The 17,025-nt window shown below is 67.2% G+C and carries 14 protein-coding genes and 1 pseudogene; 4 read left to right on the top strand and 11 right to left on the bottom strand.

The genetic code is table 11. The features are described from left to right. Positions 1-15: 15 nt before the first annotated feature. The 5 genes and pseudogenes from BLR57_RS00130 to BLR57_RS00110 all read right to left on the bottom strand — a co-directional run bounded on the left by BLR57_RS00130 (position 16) and on the right by BLR57_RS00110 (position 4,343). Positions 16-1,164: a DUF7118 family protein gene (locus BLR57_RS00130; protein WP_089692927.1), complete on the bottom strand. Its 1,149-nt coding sequence runs from the start codon at positions 1,162-1,164 to the stop codon at positions 16-18. A gap of 3 nt (positions 1,165-1,167) precedes the next feature. Continuing rightward, positions 1,168-1,539: pseudogene (gene hisI, locus BLR57_RS00125) on the bottom strand (phosphoribosyl-AMP cyclohydrolase); the annotation flags it as partial. 30 nt (positions 1,540-1,569) lie between these two features. After that, the gene (locus tag BLR57_RS00120; protein WP_089692923.1) at positions 1,570-2,586 is read right to left on the bottom strand and encodes an A24 family peptidase; all 1,017 of its coding nucleotides are present in this window, start codon (positions 2,584-2,586) and stop codon (positions 1,570-1,572) included. Between the two features lie 92 nt (positions 2,587-2,678). After that, a complete protein-coding gene (fer, locus tag BLR57_RS00115) occupies positions 2,679-3,068 on the bottom strand; it encodes a ferredoxin Fer (protein WP_089692921.1) in 390 nt (129 codons plus the stop codon). Positions 3,069-3,191: 123 nt separating this feature from the next. Beyond that, a complete protein-coding gene (locus tag BLR57_RS00110; protein WP_089692919.1) occupies positions 3,192-4,343 on the bottom strand; it encodes an inorganic phosphate transporter in 1,152 nt (383 codons plus the stop codon). A 186-nt stretch (positions 4,344-4,529) separates the two neighbouring features. On the opposite strand from BLR57_RS00110, the gene BLR57_RS00105 reads away from it, so the two are divergent. After that, positions 4,530-4,892 (top strand): hypothetical protein, encoded by a 363-nt coding sequence (locus BLR57_RS00105; RefSeq protein ID WP_089692917.1) that lies wholly within the window; start codon positions 4,530-4,532, stop codon positions 4,890-4,892. Between the two features lie 20 nt (positions 4,893-4,912). Here the strand turns inward: BLR57_RS00105 and lpdA are convergent, their stop codons facing one another. The 5 genes from lpdA to lipA form a co-directional block, all read right to left on the bottom strand. Further along, complete coding sequence (gene lpdA, locus BLR57_RS00100) at positions 4,913-6,337, bottom strand: dihydrolipoyl dehydrogenase (protein WP_089692914.1); 1,425 nt, start codon at positions 6,335-6,337, stop codon at positions 4,913-4,915. Position 6,338: 1 nt separating this feature from the next. Beyond that, on the bottom strand, positions 6,339-7,943 hold the full coding sequence (locus BLR57_RS00095) for a 2-oxo acid dehydrogenase subunit E2 (RefSeq protein WP_089692912.1): 1,605 nt from the start codon (positions 7,941-7,943) through the stop codon (positions 6,339-6,341). Position 7,944: 1 nt separating this feature from the next. Further along, positions 7,945-8,928, bottom strand: a complete 984-nt coding sequence (locus tag BLR57_RS00090) for an alpha-ketoacid dehydrogenase subunit beta (RefSeq protein WP_089692910.1) — start codon at positions 8,926-8,928, stop codon at positions 7,945-7,947. Positions 8,929-8,937: 9 nt separating this feature from the next. Beyond that, positions 8,938-10,041: a pyruvate dehydrogenase (acetyl-transferring) E1 component subunit alpha gene (gene pdhA, locus BLR57_RS00085; RefSeq protein WP_089695405.1), complete on the bottom strand. Its 1,104-nt coding sequence runs from the start codon at positions 10,039-10,041 to the stop codon at positions 8,938-8,940. Between the two features lie 316 nt (positions 10,042-10,357). Beyond that, entirely contained in the window at positions 10,358-11,290 is a 933-nt protein-coding gene (lipA, locus tag BLR57_RS00080; RefSeq protein WP_089692908.1) for a lipoyl synthase, read from the bottom strand. A 128-nt stretch (positions 11,291-11,418) separates the two neighbouring features. Here lipA and BLR57_RS00075 point away from each other — a divergent pair, with 128 nt between their 5' ends. The 3 genes from BLR57_RS00075 (at position 11,419) to BLR57_RS00065 (ending at position 16,319) form a co-directional block, all read left to right on the top strand. Beyond that, positions 11,419-12,825 (top strand): MATE family efflux transporter, encoded by a 1,407-nt coding sequence (locus BLR57_RS00075; protein ID WP_089692906.1) that lies wholly within the window; start codon positions 11,419-11,421, stop codon positions 12,823-12,825. Between the two features lie 73 nt (positions 12,826-12,898). Beyond that, positions 12,899-13,891, top strand: a complete 993-nt coding sequence (locus tag BLR57_RS00070; protein ID WP_089692904.1) for a calcium/sodium antiporter — start codon at positions 12,899-12,901, stop codon at positions 13,889-13,891. Positions 13,892-13,985: 94 nt separating this feature from the next. Continuing rightward, positions 13,986-16,319, top strand: coding sequence for a DEAD/DEAH box helicase (locus tag BLR57_RS00065; protein WP_089692902.1), 2,334 nt, complete (start codon positions 13,986-13,988; stop codon positions 16,317-16,319). Here the strand turns inward: BLR57_RS00065 and BLR57_RS00060 are convergent, their stop codons facing one another. Next, complete coding sequence (locus BLR57_RS00060; RefSeq protein ID WP_089692900.1) at positions 16,320-16,967, bottom strand: HAD family hydrolase; 648 nt, start codon at positions 16,965-16,967, stop codon at positions 16,320-16,322. Between the last annotated feature and the right edge of the window lie 58 nt (positions 16,968-17,025).

Raw genomic sequence — 17,025 nt, 5'->3', positions numbered from 1 at the left:
GCAGTTTTCTCTCTCCTACCGCCGCGGATACGTCTCCAGTGCCTCCTGCAACTGCTCGCGTTCCGTCCGCAACGTCGACAGCTCCTCCTCTACCGCGCCGCTGGCCAACTGCTCGCGCTCCTCGTCGGTCAGTTGCTCGCGAGCCTCGGCCGACGTCCGCAGCCGCTCGTAGTCCTCACGGGTGGTGAGGTCGCGGAGCTCGCGGGTCTGTGCGACCGTCTCCTCGGAGGCGAACCGGCCGACGACGGCGACGAGTTCGTCCACCCGGTAGCGCAGTTCCTCGGCGGGCGCGGGCGGCCACTCGACGGTGAGCGGCGTCGCGTCCAGCCGTTCGAGGTAGGTGCGGTGGACCGCGACGTTCGTCTTGAGCGCGCTGGCGTCCTCGACGTAATGTGAGAGCTTCGAGGCCGAGTAGTCGGCGTAGTCGAGCAACTGTGCCACGGACTCCTCGCCTGCAGGGTTGTCGTCGACGTAGCCCCGGAGGTCGTCCGGCGGCGTCTCGAAGTCGACGAGGGGGTACGCGGTCGTCGCGTCGAGGAAGTCGAAGAAGTCGCGCGCGCTGGCCTCGCGGCGGAAGGTCTGAAAGTCGCTCCGGACCGCGTCGTTGTAGGCCACAATGGGCTCGCGGAGGTCGTCGACGGGCGCGTCGAGGTCGGCGTCACCGAGCCGCTGGAGCCGTTCGAGGTCGTCGAGGCGCGTCTCGACGTCGTCCAGTCGCTTCTCGACGTCGCGGCGCGCGCGGCTGTAGCCGTCGCGGGCGTCCTCGCGGTCGGCGAGCAACTCGGCGGTCTCGGCGGCGGGTTCCAGCGTCTCGCGGGCGAAGGCGAAGTCACCCTCGCTCAGCCGGCGTTTGTCCATCCGGTCGCTGGCGGTCTCGAAGGCGTCGTAGTGGGGGATGTCTTCGGGTAACTCGTCGACGAGCCCGATGAACTCGTTTTGGAACTGGAGGTAGGCCTTGAAGTCGCCGCTGCCGGTCGCGGAGTCGGCGTAGTTATCCAGCAGTTTCGTCGCCTGTCGGTGGGCATCGGCGACGCGTTCGACGGTCGACTCGCCGAGGTCGTCGACCTCGCGCTCGACGGTTTCGAGTCGGTCGTGGGCGGCCCGAAGCTCGGCGACTGAGGCGGGAACGTCAGCGTCGGCGTCGGCGGGGGCGGAATCGCTCATGGCTCACTCGTAGACGGTCTCGGGGTCGAAGACTTTCTCGCCCACCTCGTCGCCGTCGACGGTGCGGTAGAAACACGAGCGGTGGCCGGTGTGGCAGGCCCCACCTTCCTGGTCGACCAGATAGAGTAGCGTGTCGGCGTCGCAGTCGACGCGGACCTCCTGAATCGACTGGAGATGGCCGCTCGACCCGCCCTTCTTCCAGAGTTCGTCGCGGCTCCGGGAGTAGTAGTGGGCGTAGCCCGTCTCGCGCGTCCGTTCGAGTGCCTCGGGGGAGACGTAGGCGAGCATCAGCACCTCGCCCGTCTCGGCGTCCTGTGCGACGGCGGGCACCAGCCCGTCGTCACCGAAGTCGACGTCGACTGTCATTGTCGAATCCGAAGCGCGTTCGGCCGATAGGTCTTGTGCCTAGACTCCGAGCAGCGTCACCAGCTCGGCGACGCCGACGAGACCGAGCACGCCGAAGAGGAGGTCGCCGTAGGTGAGTGCGACGAGGAGACCACCGAACATCGGGACGACGAACGGGAGGCCGGGCGAGATCCAGACCGTGTCGCGGGCGGCGACGAGTTCCAGCCCCTCGCGGAGCGACTCGGCGGAGGTGCCGTACGCCGTCCCCTCGATCTCGTCGAGGAACCGCTCGGCGGCCCACGCGTCGTCGCCTGCGACGTCTGCGGGTTCGACGACGTCGTTGTCGCTCACCGAACCCCCGTCCGCGACGGGGTCGTCGCCGACCGCGCCGTCCGTCGGCTCGAACGTCTGGCCGACGCTCGCGGGGTCGCGGTGCTCGTCGGGGTTCGTTCGGACGTCGGCGAGCGTGCTCCCGCGCCAGCGGAGATACATCCGGAGGGCGTCGAGGTCCAGCCCGCTGCGGGTGAACCCCTCGCGCGTCTCGAACAGCCGGCCGTGTTCGGTCCGGAGGTCGTCGACGGCCGTCCGCCGCCCGAGAAACATCACGGGCGCGACGTCGCCGACGGCGAGGTTCCGGACGAGAAGGAGGAGGGGATAGACGAGCGCGACGACGACCGTGTTGGTCAGGATGGTCATCGAGAAGACGCCGAGCAGCGGTTCGACCATCGGGAGGTCGAGACTGCCGACGGTGTAGGTCGGGAAGGTCGGAAAGACGACGGCGAGCGTCATCAGTGCCTTCGCGTCCGCGCCGCCGAAGCCGCCGATCCACCAGAAGCCGTAGCTCAGCGGGACGACGAAGAAGAGGCTGAAGCCGACGCGGATGAGAAACAGCCGGTCCTCGAAGCCGGCGAGCGGCCACCGGCCCGCGAGGTCCCACAGGAGGAGACAGACGCCGAGCGCGACGAGCGGATACCACAGGCGGTTGGGGAGCCGTCTGGTCTCGATGTCGCGGTAGGCGGCCCACGCGAAGACGGGGACGACGAGGAGCCGGAGGAGATCGGGCGTCGTACCGAGCATACAGACGAGGCGTCGGCGGAGGGATTCAACCTTTGGATGCGGAGAGCCACGGCTGGTCGGGCGAGCGCGAAAAAATACTGGATAGGCTCGACTTAGATGACGCGGTTCTGGAGGTAGTCGAGATGCTTCGCGTTGTAGACGATGCGGACGTTCTCCGCTGCCGGCGAACCGATGCAGGTCAGGCGGACGCCTTTCTCGTCGACTTCCTCGTCCGAGAGGATCTGCTGCATGTCCATCTCGATTTCGCCTTCTTTGATGATGGACGCGCAGTTCGCACACGCACCGGCGCGGCACGAGAAGGGCCAGTCGTAGCCCTGGGCCTCTGCGGCTTCGAGGATGTACTCGCCCTCGTTTACCTCGAGGGAACCGAAGTCCTCTGCGTCAAGGCCAGCGTCTGCGGCCTTGTCGAAGAGGTCGTCATCGTCCATGTCCCATCCCTGATCGTCGAGCACTTCGTAGTTGAGGTATTCTACCGTGGGCATCAGCCGAGGATTGGATTCCCTCCTCATTAGGCTTTGCTGTTCGTGTAGGGAAAGGTTCCGCCACGTCGGCTATCTGTCGGGCGGTTCTCGGCCGACTATTTCGACTCGTAGGCTACCGGGCCGCTACAGCGGTACGAACGCGAACAGCAGATACGACGCCAACGCCGACAGCGACGGCGTCAGAATCCAAAAGAAGATGACGCGGCCGGTCGTGCCGGGGTTGAACAGGTCCTCTGCGAGCAGGTCGTCCTCGCGTTCGCCCATCGGGCGGACCTCGTCGGTCTCGGCCGCCAGCGCGTTGACCGAGACCTCCGGCCCGTTGCCGCGGACGGCGTCGCCGAGTTTGACCGTCCGGGTGGCTCGCCCCCAGCCGAGACCGACGATGCACATCGTCGCGCTCACGGCGAGGCTCGCGGGGATGCCGAGATACGAGAGGAATGTGATGATGCTCGCGCTGACGACCTCGACGATGAGTGCCGCGAGAATCGGCAGGTCGGTCAGGTCGTTGCCGACGGTGTCGAGCGTCCGGCGGGCGATGGTGAACGCGCCCAGCCCGATGGCACCGGCGGCGAGCAGGATGCCGACTTCGATGTCGATGGCACCGTTGCCGACGAGCGGGGCGACGGCGTTGGCGGCGTTCGACGCGCCCGCGGAGAACGCCATGTAACACGCGATGACGACGACGAGCACCATCCCGACGACCTCGCGAGTCGTCGTCGAGTCGGACAGTCGCGGCCGCGGCAGTCCGCCGTCGGTCCGGATCTCCCACACCGGGCCGTCCGAGCGGTCGATGGCGAAGCGGGCGTCGAGATAGGGGTAGACGTACCGGCCGATGACCGCACAGACCCAGAAGGCGAGGATGGGTGCGACGATCCACCACGAGATGATTTCGAGCATCACGCCCTCGTCGAGCGTGCCCGTCGCGACGCCGAGTCCGGCGATGGCACCGACGGCCGTCATCGACGTGGAGGCGGGGACGCCGAAGGTGTTCGAGACGAGGAGCGCGAGGCCGACGAAGAAGAGAACGGCGACGCTTGCGACCAGCGTGAACTCGCTTTGGGGGACGATCTGTCCACCCATCGTCTCGATGACCTCTCGGCCGACCGTCCAGCCGCCGAGGAGCGCGAAGACCGTCATCAACGCGGCCGCGGTCAGCTTGCCCACCACGTTGCTACCGACTGCGGGACCGAACGCCACGCCGGTCGACGAGCCGCCGATGTTGAAGCCGACGAACACCGCAACGAGAAGACCGACTGCCAAGAGAGGTGAGAGCACGACTACCACTTGGCACGTCCCGACACTTATGTTGCACCGTCTGGCGTCCGCCACGTGCCGGGGTCTGCCGGCCGAGACAGTCGGCCACCACGTCCGGTTTACGCGGACACTCCGAGAGTAGCCGGATACTGTGTCGCGAGAACGATCGACGCGGTTTATCGCCGTTTCAGCCGATTCTTACAGTCTATGCAGCACGCCGCTGCGGTGGCGACACTCCTCGTCGCCACCGTCGTCCTCGCTGGCTGTAGCGGCTCGCCGGGACCGTCCCTGCCCGCCCCGATGGTCGACCGCGTCGCCGGGACGACGACGGCCGACACGGCCGAGACTCCGGACCCGGAGCCGGTGGCCCCAGCCTCGGCGACGGCCGACGGTTCGCAGGTCGTGACTGTGACGACCCCAACGGCGACGGCAGCCGCGACGACCCCGGCGGCGACGGTGACAGCTCCGCCACCGTCGACAGGGACGCAGACGCCGACTCCGACGGCGGAGGCGTGCCTCCGCGAACGGGGACAGGACGGTCTCGCTTGCGACGAAGTTGAAGAAGACTGAAAAGTCGGACGTCGGCCGACCTACCGGTTCAGCGTGTGGATGGCCTGGCCCATCGCGTTCTCGGCGGCCTCCATGACCGACTCGGCGAGCGTGGGGTGGGTGTGGACCGTCGCGGCGAGGTCTTCGAGCGTCGCGCCCATCTCGATGGCGAGCGCGACCTCGGCGACGAGTTCCGAGGCCTCGGGACCGACGATCTGGCCGCCGAGGACGAAGCCGCTCTCCTCGTCGGCGACGATGCGGACGAAGCCGTCGGTGTGGCCCGTCGTCATCGCCCGCCCGCTTGCGTTGAACGGGAACTGGCCGACGACGGGCGTAAAGCCCATCTCCTCGGCCTCGGCTTCGGTCATGCCGACCGTCCCGATTTCGGGGTCGGTGAAGACCGCGGCGGGAATCGCTTGATAATCGAGCGCGGCGGGTTCGCCGGCGATGACCTCCGCGGCGACGATGCCCTCGGTACTTCCCTTGTGCGCGAGCATCGGCTCGCCCGCGACGTCGCCGACGGCGAAGATGCCCTCGACGGCGGTGCGTGCCTGCTCGTCCGTCTCGATGAAGCCCCGCTCGTCCGTTTCGAGACCGGCGTTTTCGAGACCGAGCGTGTCCGTGACGGGACTGCGGCCGACAGCAACCAAGACGTCGTCGGCGACGTAGCTCGACTCCTCGCCGTCTTCGGTCTCGGTGGTGACGGTGATAGCGTCGCCGTTGTCCTCCCAGCCCGACGCGCCCTCGCCGAAGTGGAAGTCGATACCGAGCGACTCCGCGCGTTTCTTGACGACGCGAGCGACGTCGTCCTCGTAGCCGGGCAGGACGTCGTCCAGCATCTCGACGACGGTGACGTCCGCGCCGAGCTTGGCGAAGACGGTCGACAGCTCCATCCCGATGTAGCCCGCGCCGACGACGACGAGGCGGTTCGGGACGTACTCCAGTCCGAGCGCGTCGCGCGACGACAGCACCTCGTCGTCGGCGAACTCGAAGCCGGGAATCTGCATCGGACGGCTCCCGGTCGCGATGATACAGTGCTCGAACTCGATGGTCTCGCTTCCTTGGCCCTCGCCGCCGTGGGCGACGCGGACACTCGACTCGTCCTTGAACGACGCCGTCCCCTTGACGAGGTTGACGCCGTTGGCCTTACAGAGCTTCTCGACGCCGCCGGTCAGCTGGTCGACGACGCCGTCCTTCCACTCGCGCATGGCCGCCATGTCGACGGCGGGGTCGGCGTGGATGCCCATCTCCTCGGCGTTGCCCGCGTCGTAGGCGAGGTTCGCGCCCGTGATGTAGGCTTTCGAGGGGATACAGCCGTGGTTCAGGCAGGTGCCTCCGTAGGCGTCTTTCTCGACGAGCGTCGTGTCGAGACCCTTCTGTGCGGCGCGGATGGCGGCCACGTAGCCGCCCGGTCCCGCGCCGATGACCAGTACTTCGGTTCCGGTTGAGATGTCTCCGACGACCATATTATTCGAGTAGCAGCAGTTTGGGGTGTTGCAGGTACTCCATGACCTTGTTCGCGAACTGCGCGGCCACCGCACCATCGAGGATGCGGTGGTCGATAGACAGCGACAGCGGCAGCGTGTGGCGGGCGACGACCTCGCCGTCCTCCACGACCGGCCGCTCCGTCAGCTCGCCGAGACCCATGATACCGACCTCGGGATAGTTGATGATGGGCGTGGCGTACTCGCCGCCGACGACGCCGAAGTTGGTGATGGTGAACGTACTGCCGCGGAGTTCGTCCCGCGAGATGGAGCGGTCCCGAGCCCGCTCGATCTTGTCGTTCATGTCTTCGGCGATTTCGAGCAGTCCCTTCTTGTCGACGTCCTCGACGACCGGAACCATGAGCCCCGCGTCCGTCGCGACGGCGACGCCGATGTGGTACTCGTCGCGGAGGACGATCTCCTCGTTCTCCTCGTCGAGCGTCGCGTTCATGTAGGGATACTGCTTCAACGCCGCCGCGATGGCCTTCATCACGAACGGCATGTAGCTGAGCTTCACGTCGCGCTCTGCGGCCACTTCCTTCAGCTCCGCACGGAGTTCGACCAGCGCGCTCACGTCGGTGCTGTCGTGGTGGGTGACGTGCGGCGCGGTGAACTTCGAGTTCTGCATCGCCTCGCCGATGGTGCGGCGGACTCCTCTGTAGGGGATGCGCTCACCCGACAGGCCACCCTCGCCACCAGCGGGCGCGGCTGCCGACGGCTCGGCGTCCGTTTCGGTCTCGGACGCTCCCGCTTCCGAGACGGCCTGTGCGTCGGCCTCTTGCGCCGCTCGCTGGGCCTCGGCGTACTCCGTCACCGCGGCGGCGGAGACGAACGCCTCGCCGTCGCGCTGTTCGGTCGCGGGCACGTCGTTCAGGTCGACGCCCTGCTCGTTCGCCAGCCGGCGCGTCGCCGGTGCGGCCAGCGTCCGGTTGCGACCCGCTGCGTCGGGGGCATCCGACGGCGTCTCGCCGTTGGCGGCCTCCTCGCGCTTCGTCACCGAGGATTCCCCGTCGTCGATGTCGACGTCGCGGGGACCGTCGTCCTCGTCCGCTTCTGCCGTCTCTCCGCCAGCCTCGCCAGCCTCGGCGGCCTGCCGGACGTCGGCGTCGGTCACGCGGCCGCTCGGGCCGCTTCCCTCGACCGTCGCGATGTCGACGCCGAGTTCACGGGCCAGCCGTCGCGCGCTGGGTGCCGCGAAGACGCGGCCGCCCTTCGCCGACGACTCGGCCGGTTCGGCGTCCTCGGTCGCTGCTTCGGCCGGTTCGGTCTCTGATTCCGCGGGTTCCGCTTCCGAAGTCTCCTCGGGTTCGGTTTCGGCCGCTGGATCGGCAGGCTCGTCGCCCTCGCCTGCGACCTCGTAGGTGATGATGACGTCGCCGACGGGGACCATCGTCCCTTCCTCGACGTGCAGCTCTTTGACCGTTCCATTGTACGGCGACGGCACCTCGACGAGTGCCTTGTCGGTCTCGACCTCGGCGACGGGCTGGTCCTCTTCGACTGTGTCGCCGGGACCGACGAGCCACGAGACGAGTTCGCCTTCCGCGACACCTTCGCCGACGTCGGGGAGTTTGAAGTCCTTCGTTCCCATGTTAGAACCCCACTGCGTTGCGGATTCCCTCCTCGATGCGGGCGACCGAGGGCAGGTAGTAGTCTTCCAGCGCGTACAGCGGGAACGGGACGTCGAACCCGGTGATACGCTCGACCGGTGCCTCCTGGTAGAGAAGCGCCTCCTCCTGAATCACGGCCGTAATCTCGCCGGCGAGACCGCCCTTCTTGGGTGCCTCGTGGACGACGGCCGCGCGGCCGGTCTTCTTGAACGATTCGACGATGGTCTCCTCGTCGAGCGGGGAGACCGTCCGGAGGTCGACGACCTCGACGCTGACGCCCTCCTCTTCGAGGTTCTCGGCGGCCTCGACCGTGGGACGGCTCATCGCGCCGTAGGTGAACACGGAGATGTCCGTGCCCTCGCGGCGGACGGCGGCCTCGCCGATGGGGACCTCGTAGTCCTCCTCGGGCACCTCACCGCGGAACGCGCGGTAGATGAGTTTGGGTTCGAGGAAGATGACCGGGTCGGGGTCGCGGATGGCCGAGATGAGCAGTCCCTTCGTGTCGTACGGCGTCGAGGGGATGACCACCTTCAGGCCGGCTTCGTGGGCGTAGAACGCCTCCTTGGACTCGGAGTGGTGTTCGGGCGCGCGGATGCCGCCGCCGTAGGGCGCGCGGACGACCATCGGACAGGTGAACCGCCCTCGGCTCCGGTTGCGCAGGCGCGCGGCGTGGGAGACGATCTGGTCGAACGCGGGGTACATGAACCCCGAGAACTGCATCTCGGGGACCGGCTTCAGGCCGTAGGCGGCCATGCCGATGGAGGTCCCGACGATGCCGGACTCCGCGAGCGGCGTGTCGATGACGCGGTCCCCGCCGAACTCGTCGTAGAGACCTTCGGTGGCGCGGAAGACGCCGCCGTTCTTGCCGACGTCTTCGCCGAGGACGACCACGTCGCCGTCCTGCTTCATTTCGGTGTAGAGACCGTCCCGTACTGCTTGGACTATGGTGAGGTTTTGTGCGCTCATGTGGTTCGCTTACTCTCTCAGGAATGCTTCGTCGCCGAACTGGTCGCGCAGGGACTCGAGGTCGTCCATCTGCTCGCGGAGATGGTCGGGCATCTCGCTGTAGACGTGCTCGAACATCTCCGAGGGCTCCGGACGCGGGACCGACTCGGCCTCGGCGATGGCGTCGGCCACCTGGTCCTCGACGGACTGGGTGACGGCGTCGACGGACTCGTCGTCGAGCCGTCCCGTCTCGCGGAGGAACGTTTCGAGGCGTGGAATGGGGTCCTTCGCCTTCCACTTCTCGACCTCGTCGCTGTCGCGGTAGACGGTCGGGTCGTCGGCGGTGGTGTGCGCACCGAAGCGGTACTGGACGGCCTCGATGAGCGTCGGTCGGCGGCGGTCGCCGGGGTTCTTCGCCTTCTCGACGGCCTCGCGGGTGACCTTGTAGACGGCCAGCGGGTCCATCCCGTCGACCTGCACGCCCTCGAAACCGTAGGCGTGGGCCTTCTGGGCGATGGTCTTCGAGGCGGTCTGTCGCTCGCGGGGGACCGAGATGGCCCACTGGTTGTTGTTGCAGAAGAAGACGTTCGGGGTGTCGAAGACGCCCGCGAAGTTGAGCCCCTCGTGGAAGTCGCCCTCGCTGGTGCCGCCGTCGCCGAAGTAACAGATGAACGCCTCGTCGTCGTTGCCCTTGAGCTTCGACGCCCACGCCGCGCCGGTGGCGTGGAGGATCTGCGTCGAGATGGGGACGGCGACCGGGAAGACGTTGACGCCCTCAGCCATCCTGTTGCCGTCCTCGTGGCCCATCCAGTAGAGCAGCGTCTGGGTCAGGGGGACACCGCGGACGACCGCGCCGCCGTGTTCACGGTAGCTCGGGAACATCCAGTCGTCGTCGTCCAGTGCCATGACGCTCCCGATCTGGGCGCCTTCCTGCCCGGAGAGCGGGGGGTAGGTCCCCATCCGGCCCTGCCGCTGGAGGCTGACGGCGCGTTTGTCGAAGTGTCGAGCCAGCCGCATCGCACGGTACATCTCGACGAGTTCGTCGTCGGCGATATCCGGTACCTCACCGACGACACCGCCGTTCTCGTCGAGGACCTGTACCTGTTCCTCGGGGTCCCGTTGCAGCGTACTCACGGTCGCACCCTCCATTGCATACGCGAAGGGTCACTCGCCCGCATTAAATGATTTTCGTAAATAGTTTACTATAGTTAGGATTCTTGCCAGTCTCGGTCGTATCTGTCCAATTCCGCCGCAAGAAACGGACGAATTTTCTGTGCTTGTCCGGAATATGGACGAATCGTTAGACGGAACGACCGTTCGGGGGTCGTTAATGGACGAACGGGAAGAATTCCTGACAGGCGTGTGGTGTGTGGTCGTGTCGCAAGCAGGTCGTCCAGACAGAAATCGGCTGACGGCGTCGGCAACGGACGACTCACGCCGAATTGACTGCTCAGTGACTCGCCGCGCGGGCCTCCGCACGGGCCTGGTCGACGCTCTTGCCGTCGCGGAGCAGGGCGTCGACGAACAGTTCGCCCGCCTTGTACGACGAACGGACCATCGGTCCCGAGGCGCAGTAGAGGAAGCCGAGTTCGTCCTCTGCCACCTGTTGCCACGTCTCGAACGCGTCGGGGTGGACGTACTCGAACACGTCGAGATGTGAGCGCGAGGGCTGGAGATACTGCCCGAGCGTCACGATGTCGACGTCGGCCTCCCGGAGGTCCGAGAGCGTCTGGTAGATCTCGTGGTCGTACTCGCCGAGCCCGAGCATGATGCTCGTCTTGGTGTAGATGTCCGACTCCCGCTCGACCTGTTCGAGCACCGACAGCGACTGGTCGTATCTCGCTCTCCGGTCGCGCACCGGCCACTGGAGTCGCTCGACCGTCTCGATGTTGTGGGCGATGACGTCGGGTCCGGCCTCGATGATCTGGCGGACGCAGTCCGGGCGGCCCTGGAAGTCAGGGATGAGGACCTCGACGAGGACCGAGGGGTCCCGTTCCTTGATCTCCCGAATCGTCTGCGCGAAGTGGCTCGCACCCTGGTCCGGCAAGTCGTCGCGGTCGACGGAGGTGAGGACGACGTAGTCGAGGCCGATGTCGGCGACGGCCTCGGCGACGTTCGCGGGCTCGTCGGGGTCGAGCGGCTCCATTCCACCTGTTTGGACGTCACAGAAGTTACAGCCGCGCGAACAGCGGTCGCCCATCAGCATGAACGTCGCCGTGCCCGGCCCGTCGCGGCCGCTCCAGCACTCCCCGAGGTTGGGGCAGTTGGCCTCTTCGCAGACCGTGTGGAGGTTCCGGTCGCGGAGGCTCTGTTTGATTTCCGTGAAGCGCTGGCCCGCCGGTGGTCGCATCTTCAGCCAGTCCGGCTTGCGCCTGCTGCTCATGATGCTCCCTTCGGGCCGGGAGCCAAAAACGTGAGCATTACGTCTGCGGCCGCGTGGCCGCTGGCCGCGGCTCCCATGCCAAACACCGACAACCATTTATTCTACCTCGCCAACGACAAATTCATATCATGTTCGACCTCGCGAAAGACGAGATCACCGAGGGGTCGATTCCGCGCGCGCTGCTCGTTCTGGCGGCCCCACTCGTCGCGCAGAACTTCGCGTTGGTCGCCCAGCAGGTCGTCGACATCTTCTGGGTCGGCCGCCTCGGCGAGGAGGCGGTCGCCGCGGTCGGACTCGTCATCCCCTACACGGCCCTGCTGATGGTCCCGCTCATCATGCTCTTCGTCGGGAGCCAGATACTCACCGCCCAACGCGTCGGTGCCGAAGACATCGTCGGCGCGAGGCGCGTCCCGTTCAACGCCATCGCACTCGCGCTCCCCATCGCACTCGTCCTCATCGGCGTCGTCGTCGTCTTCGGGGAGGAACTCGTCGGTCTCCTGAACCCCTCGGCGGCCGTCGCGCCGCTGGCGCTCACGTATCTCACCGCACACGCGGTCTACGCGCTCGTCCCCTCCGCGCTCAGTGACACGCTCGAGAGCGGCTTCACCGCCTGGGGCGACACCCGGACCGCGCTCGTCATCAACCTCGTCGCCATCGTCGTCAACCTCGTCCTCGACCCCTTCCTCATCCTCGGCTACTGGGAGTTCCCCGCGATGGGGCTCGAAGGAGCAGCCCTCGCGACGGGTATCGGCTACGCTGTCGGCGCGCTCGTCGCCCTCTGGTATATGACTCGCGACAGCAACGAGTTCACGCTCACGCGCGAGTCCATCTCGCTCCAGCCGGACCTCTTTCGGGACCTCGTCGAGGTCGGCTCGCCAATCGCGGTCCAGGAGTCTGGCCGCCAGTTCGCCCGCCTGCTCATGGTCGCGGTCGTCTCGCTGGCTGGCGGCGCGGCCGGTCTCGCCGCGTACACCATCGGCGCGCGGGTCGCGACCATCGCCTTCGTCCCCGCGAGCGGCATCGGCCAGGCCGCCACGAGCGTCATCGGACAGAACCTCGGAGCCGACCAGCCCGAGCGTGCACAGCACGCGACGTGGTTCGGTGTCGGTCTCGCCGTCATCGGTCTCTCGGCCATCGGCGTCGTCCAGTATCTCTTCCCGGCGGCCATCGCCCAGCTGTTCGTTCCCGACATCTCCGGGGCGGCACTGGAGTCGACGGTGCTGTATCTCCAGATTCTCGTCTTCGGCTACTGGGCGCTCGGCGGCATCAAGACGCTCGAAGCCGGGTTCAACGGCGCGAGTCGGACGAACGTCAGTATGTGGTCGACGGTGGTGCAGTACTGGGTGGTTCGGCTGCCCATCGCGGCCGGTGGTGCCTTCCTGCTGGGGCGGGGCGTCGAGGCGGCGTTCTGGGCGGTCACGCTCTCGAACGTCGCGGCGGCGGTCTGGCTCGGCGTCTACTACTGGTACTCCACGCGTGCCGGGATGCTAGAGCGGGCGGCCGAACAGGCGTCCGGTGCTCCGGCGGCCGACTGAGTCGCCTCACCGTTCCGTCCTCCGGCCGTCCACAACGCTCATACACGTCCCCCGAGTCGTCTTTCCGTACAAGATGGTCGCCGGTAGTACTGCCGTCCAACTCGGCATCGTCGTCGCGACGGTGCTCGGGCTCTGGGTCGGCGCACGACTCCTCGTCGACTCGGTCGTCCGACTCGCCCGGCGTGCCGGGCTCTCGGAGCTGACCATCGGGCTGACCATCGTCGCGGCTGGCACGTCCACGCCCGAGCTGGTGGTCACCGCCGACGCCGCACTCAACGGGCTGGGCGACATCGCGGTCGCCAACGTCCTCGGTTCGAACGTCTACAACCTGGCGTTCATCCTCGGTGTCGTCGCGTTGTTCCGGGCCATCCCCATCGCCGAGACGCTCGTCCGGCGCGACGGCGTCGTCCTCCTCGCGAGCACGCTCGTCGGCGGGGCGGTCCTGTTCGACCTCACCGTGACGCGCCTCGAAGGGGGCGTCCTCCTCGGCCTGTTTCTCGCGTACACCGGCTATCTCCTCGCGAGCGAACGGGCGACGGCCGCGGAGACGTCGCCGACGGGTGAGACCGAACGCGACGACGCCGTCTCGGCCGTGACGCGCAAGGTGACAGAACGGGTCGCGTTCCCCGGCCGGGACGTCGTCTTCCTGGTCGTCGGACTGGCGATTGTCCTCGTGAGCGGCGACCTCCTGGTGGGGGCCGCGTCGACACTGGCCCGCGGGGCGGGCGTCTCCGAGTGGGTCATCGGCGGGACCGTCGTCGCGGCGGGGACGTCGACACCGGAGTTCGCCGTCTCGCTCGTCGCCATCCGTCGCGGCAGCCTCGGCGTCTCCGTCGGCAACGTTGTCGGCAGCAACGTGTTCAACGTCCTCGCCGTCATGGGTCTCGGAGCCGTTTTCCGGCCGCTGACGGTCAGTCCGGCCGCATTGGAGACGCTCGGCTGGCTGCTCGTCGTGTCGGCCGTGATGGTCGCCGCGCTGTGGACGGGCCGGGTGCTCTCCCGCGTCGAGGGAGCGCTCTTTGCGGGGTCGGAACTCGTCCGGTGGACGCTCGGGCTGCTCGGCTGACTCTCCGACGCCACCCCGGACGGAAACGCCTTTGCCCCCGTAGTGCCGGATTCCATCCGATGAGCGTGTCCCCAGTTTCTGCGGGTGGTCGCCGGTGAAGGTCGCCGAGGCCGTCCCGGAGTTCGCCGACGCCTTCGGCTTCGACGAGTTCAACCGGATGCAGCGCGAGGCGTTGCCGGCTATCCTCGACGGCGGCGACAACTTCGTCGCCAGCGCGCCGACCGCCAGCGGCAAGACCGCCCTGGCCGAGTTGGCCATCTGCCGCTGTCTCAGCAAGGGGGGCACTGCACTCTTCATCGCCCCCATGCGGGCACTGACGAACGAGAAGGAGTCGGAGTGGGAACGCTTCGAGTCGCTCGGCTACTCCGTCTACGTCGTCACCGGCGAGCGCGACCTCAACCCCCGTCGGGCCGAACGTGCGGACATCCTCGTGATGACCCCGGAGAAGACCGACTCGGCGACGCGGAAACACGAGTCGCCGCGCTACTCCTTCATCACGCAGGTCGACTGCGTCGTCATCGACGAGGTCCATCTGCTCGACTCCGAGAAGCGCGGCGGCGTACTGGAAGTCACCGTCTCGCGGCTCCGACGTCTCTGCGACCCGCGCATCGTGGCACTGTCGGCGACGATGCCCAACGTCGAGGACGTCGCCGAGTGGCTGGACGCTCCGCCCGAGTCGACCTTCGAGTTCGGCGACGAGTACCGCCCGGTCGACCTCCACGCGGGCGTCAAGACCTACACGCACGGCGAGAACTCCTTCGCCGACAAGTACCGCAGGCTCTACCGCGCGCTCGACCTCGCGGAACCACACATCCGTGACGGCGGCCAGTCGCTCGTCTTCGTCGCCTCCAGACAGGACTCGGTGATGGCCGCCCGGAAAGCCCGCGACGAAATCGCCGAACGCGACATTCCTATCGGTGCGCGCGGCGACTACGACTTCCACAACGACGCGAAACAGCTGTCGAACGACACCCTTCGGAAGTCCGTGCTGGACGGGGTCGCCTTCCACCACGCCGGCCTCGGGAAGAACGACCGCGACCTGGTCGAACAGTGGTTCAAGGAGGGGAAGATCCAGCTGCTGTTCTCCACCTCGACGCTCGCGTGGGGGGTCAACCTCCCCGCCCGTTGTGTCGTCATCCGCGACACGAAACACCACGACCCGCTGGAGGGCGACGTCGACATCAGCCCGCTGGACGTGCTCCAGATGCTCGGCCGCGCCGGCCGGCCGGGCTACGACGACGTCGGCTACGGCTGGGTCGTCTGCGACCGCTCGGAGGCCGACAAGTACCGCCGCCTCCTGAAAGAGGGCAAAGAGATCGAGTCCCGGTTGGCAGAAGACCTCGACTCGCATCTCAACGCCGAGATCGCGATGGGTACCATCGGCGACCTCGACGACGTGATGTCGTGGCTGGAGACGACGTTCTACTACGTCCGCGCCCGCAACAAGCCCGAACACTACGACTTCGAGGACCTCCGCGAGCGCGTGCGCGACACCTTGGAGACGCTCGTCTCGCGGGAGTTCATCGCCACCGACGAGAACCTCGGGCTGGACCCCACGCCGTTGGGTAACCTCGCCTCGAAGTACTACCTCCGCCTGGAGACGGCTCGTCGGTTCCGCGACCTCTGTGAGCGCGAGACCATCACGGTCGACGCCGTCCTCGAAACCGTCGCCGCCGCAGCCGAGTTCGACTCGGTCTCCGCGCGCCAGTCGGAGTCCGACGCGGTGGAGTCGGTCATCTCCGGCGAGACAGACCTCGAAGACGGCCACCGGAAGGTGTTCGCCATCCTCGAAGCCAGCATGACCGGCTCCGTCCCCTCGGACCTCCGCAGCGACGCGTGGGTCATCCGGCAGAACGCTCTCAGGCTTCTTGCGGCACTGCAGGAGTTCCTCGACCGCTTCACCGGCCCCCGCGCGGCCAACCTCGCGGCCCGCGTGGAGGCCCGCGTCGAGAACGGCGTCGACCGCGACGCCGTCGCCCTGACCGCCATCGACGGCGTCGGGTCGGGCCGCGCGGAGACGCTGGCGACGGGTGGTCTCACCTCTCCTGCAGACGTCGTCGACGCTGGCGTTTCGGAACTCACCCGCGCGGGGATGTCCGAGGGCGTCGCCGAACGCGTCCTGAAGGCCGCGAAGTCGATGCCTCGCATCGAGGTGGAGTGGGGCGACTTCCCGACGAGCATCACGCTCGGCGACAACGAGATGTGCGACGTGTCGGTGCGGAACGTCGGCGGCGCGGCGCGGGCGGGGATTCGCGTGACCGTCAACGACGTCGAGATGAGCCAGTCGTCGACCTACCTCTCGGATGTGACGACCGTCCCGGTCGGTGTCTTCGGCGCGAAAGACGAGTTGGAGTTCACGGTCGAGGTGACCTTCCCCGACTTGCCGCTGATGCCGTATCGGGAGTCGCGGACGGTCGACGTCGAATAATCAGTCCAACAGCTCGGCCCGCAGTTCCTCGGGCCCGTTGACGACGACGTCCGCCAGCGACAGGTCCGTCTCGGCGTTCGGGCCCGTCCGGTAGCCGACGACATAGGCACCCGCCCGCGACGCCGACGTTACGCCGTTCTCCGAGTCTTCGACGACGATACAGTCGGCGGGGTCGGCGTCGATCTCGCTCGCGGCGTGCTCGTAGATGTGGGGTTCGGGCTTGCCGGGCGCGTCGATGTCCTCGGCGCTCAAGACGAGGTCGAACGGGCCGAGCGAGAAGCGGTCGACCGTCGTCTCGATCCAGGATTTGGGAGCCGACGAGACGATGGCGAGCTTCGCGCCGCGGTCTCTGAGGGTGTCAGTCAGCGCGTCGAAGCCGTCCATCAGCGCGACCTGTTCGCCGTAGATTTTCGTCGCCGTCTCGTTGTACAGCTCGATGAACTCGGTTTTCGTAATCGTCGGCTCGTAGTTCGTCTCGAGATAGTCGTAGATTTCGCGGTAGTTCATCCCCGTCACCTCGTCGAGGTCGGGATGGTCGCCCGCGAGCGTCTCGGGGAACAGCGTCTCCTCCTCGAAGGCGTGCCAGTAGGTCTCGGAGTCGACGATGACGCCGTCCATGTCGAAGAGGACGGGCGGTTGGTCGGTCATACTCGACAGGGCGGCCCCCACGGAGAAAGGCGTTCTGTCCATCCGGCTCCGCTCCGTA

Origin of the sequence: Halogranum gelatinilyticum (assembly GCF_900103715.1) — an archaeon.
Taxonomy (GTDB): domain Archaea; phylum Halobacteriota; class Halobacteria; order Halobacteriales; family Haloferacaceae; genus Halogranum; species Halogranum gelatinilyticum.
The sequence above is the reverse complement of the archived record's forward strand: the minus strand, read 5'-3'. Positions and strand labels throughout refer to the sequence as shown.

Excerpts from the sequence above, each read along its gene's own strand:
- BLR57_RS00130 (WP_089692927.1), bottom strand. The coding sequence starts at position 1,164 with ATGAGCGATTCCGCCCCCGCCGACGCCGACGCTGACGTTCCCGCCTCA.
- BLR57_RS00120 (WP_089692923.1), bottom strand. The coding sequence starts at position 2,586 with ATGCTCGGTACGACGCCCGATCTCCTCCGGCTCCTCGTCGTCCCCGTC.
- fer (WP_089692921.1), bottom strand. The coding sequence starts at position 3,068 with ATGCCCACGGTAGAATACCTCAACTACGAAGTGCTCGACGATCAGGGA.
- BLR57_RS00105 (WP_089692917.1), top strand. The coding sequence starts at position 4,530 with ATGCAGCACGCCGCTGCGGTGGCGACACTCCTCGTCGCCACCGTCGTC.
- lpdA (WP_089692914.1), bottom strand. The coding sequence starts at position 6,337 with ATGGTCGTCGGAGACATCTCAACCGGAACCGAAGTACTGGTCATCGGC.
- BLR57_RS00095 (WP_089692912.1), bottom strand. The coding sequence starts at position 7,943 with ATGGGAACGAAGGACTTCAAACTCCCCGACGTCGGCGAAGGTGTCGCG.
- BLR57_RS00090 (WP_089692910.1), bottom strand. The coding sequence starts at position 8,928 with ATGAGCGCACAAAACCTCACCATAGTCCAAGCAGTACGGGACGGTCTC.
- lipA (WP_089692908.1), bottom strand. The coding sequence starts at position 11,290 with ATGAGCAGCAGGCGCAAGCCGGACTGGCTGAAGATGCGACCACCGGCG.
- BLR57_RS00075 (WP_089692906.1), top strand. The coding sequence starts at position 11,419 with ATGTTCGACCTCGCGAAAGACGAGATCACCGAGGGGTCGATTCCGCGC.
- BLR57_RS00070 (WP_089692904.1), top strand. The coding sequence starts at position 12,899 with ATGGTCGCCGGTAGTACTGCCGTCCAACTCGGCATCGTCGTCGCGACG.
- BLR57_RS00060 (WP_089692900.1), bottom strand. The coding sequence starts at position 16,967 with ATGACCGACCAACCGCCCGTCCTCTTCGACATGGACGGCGTCATCGTC.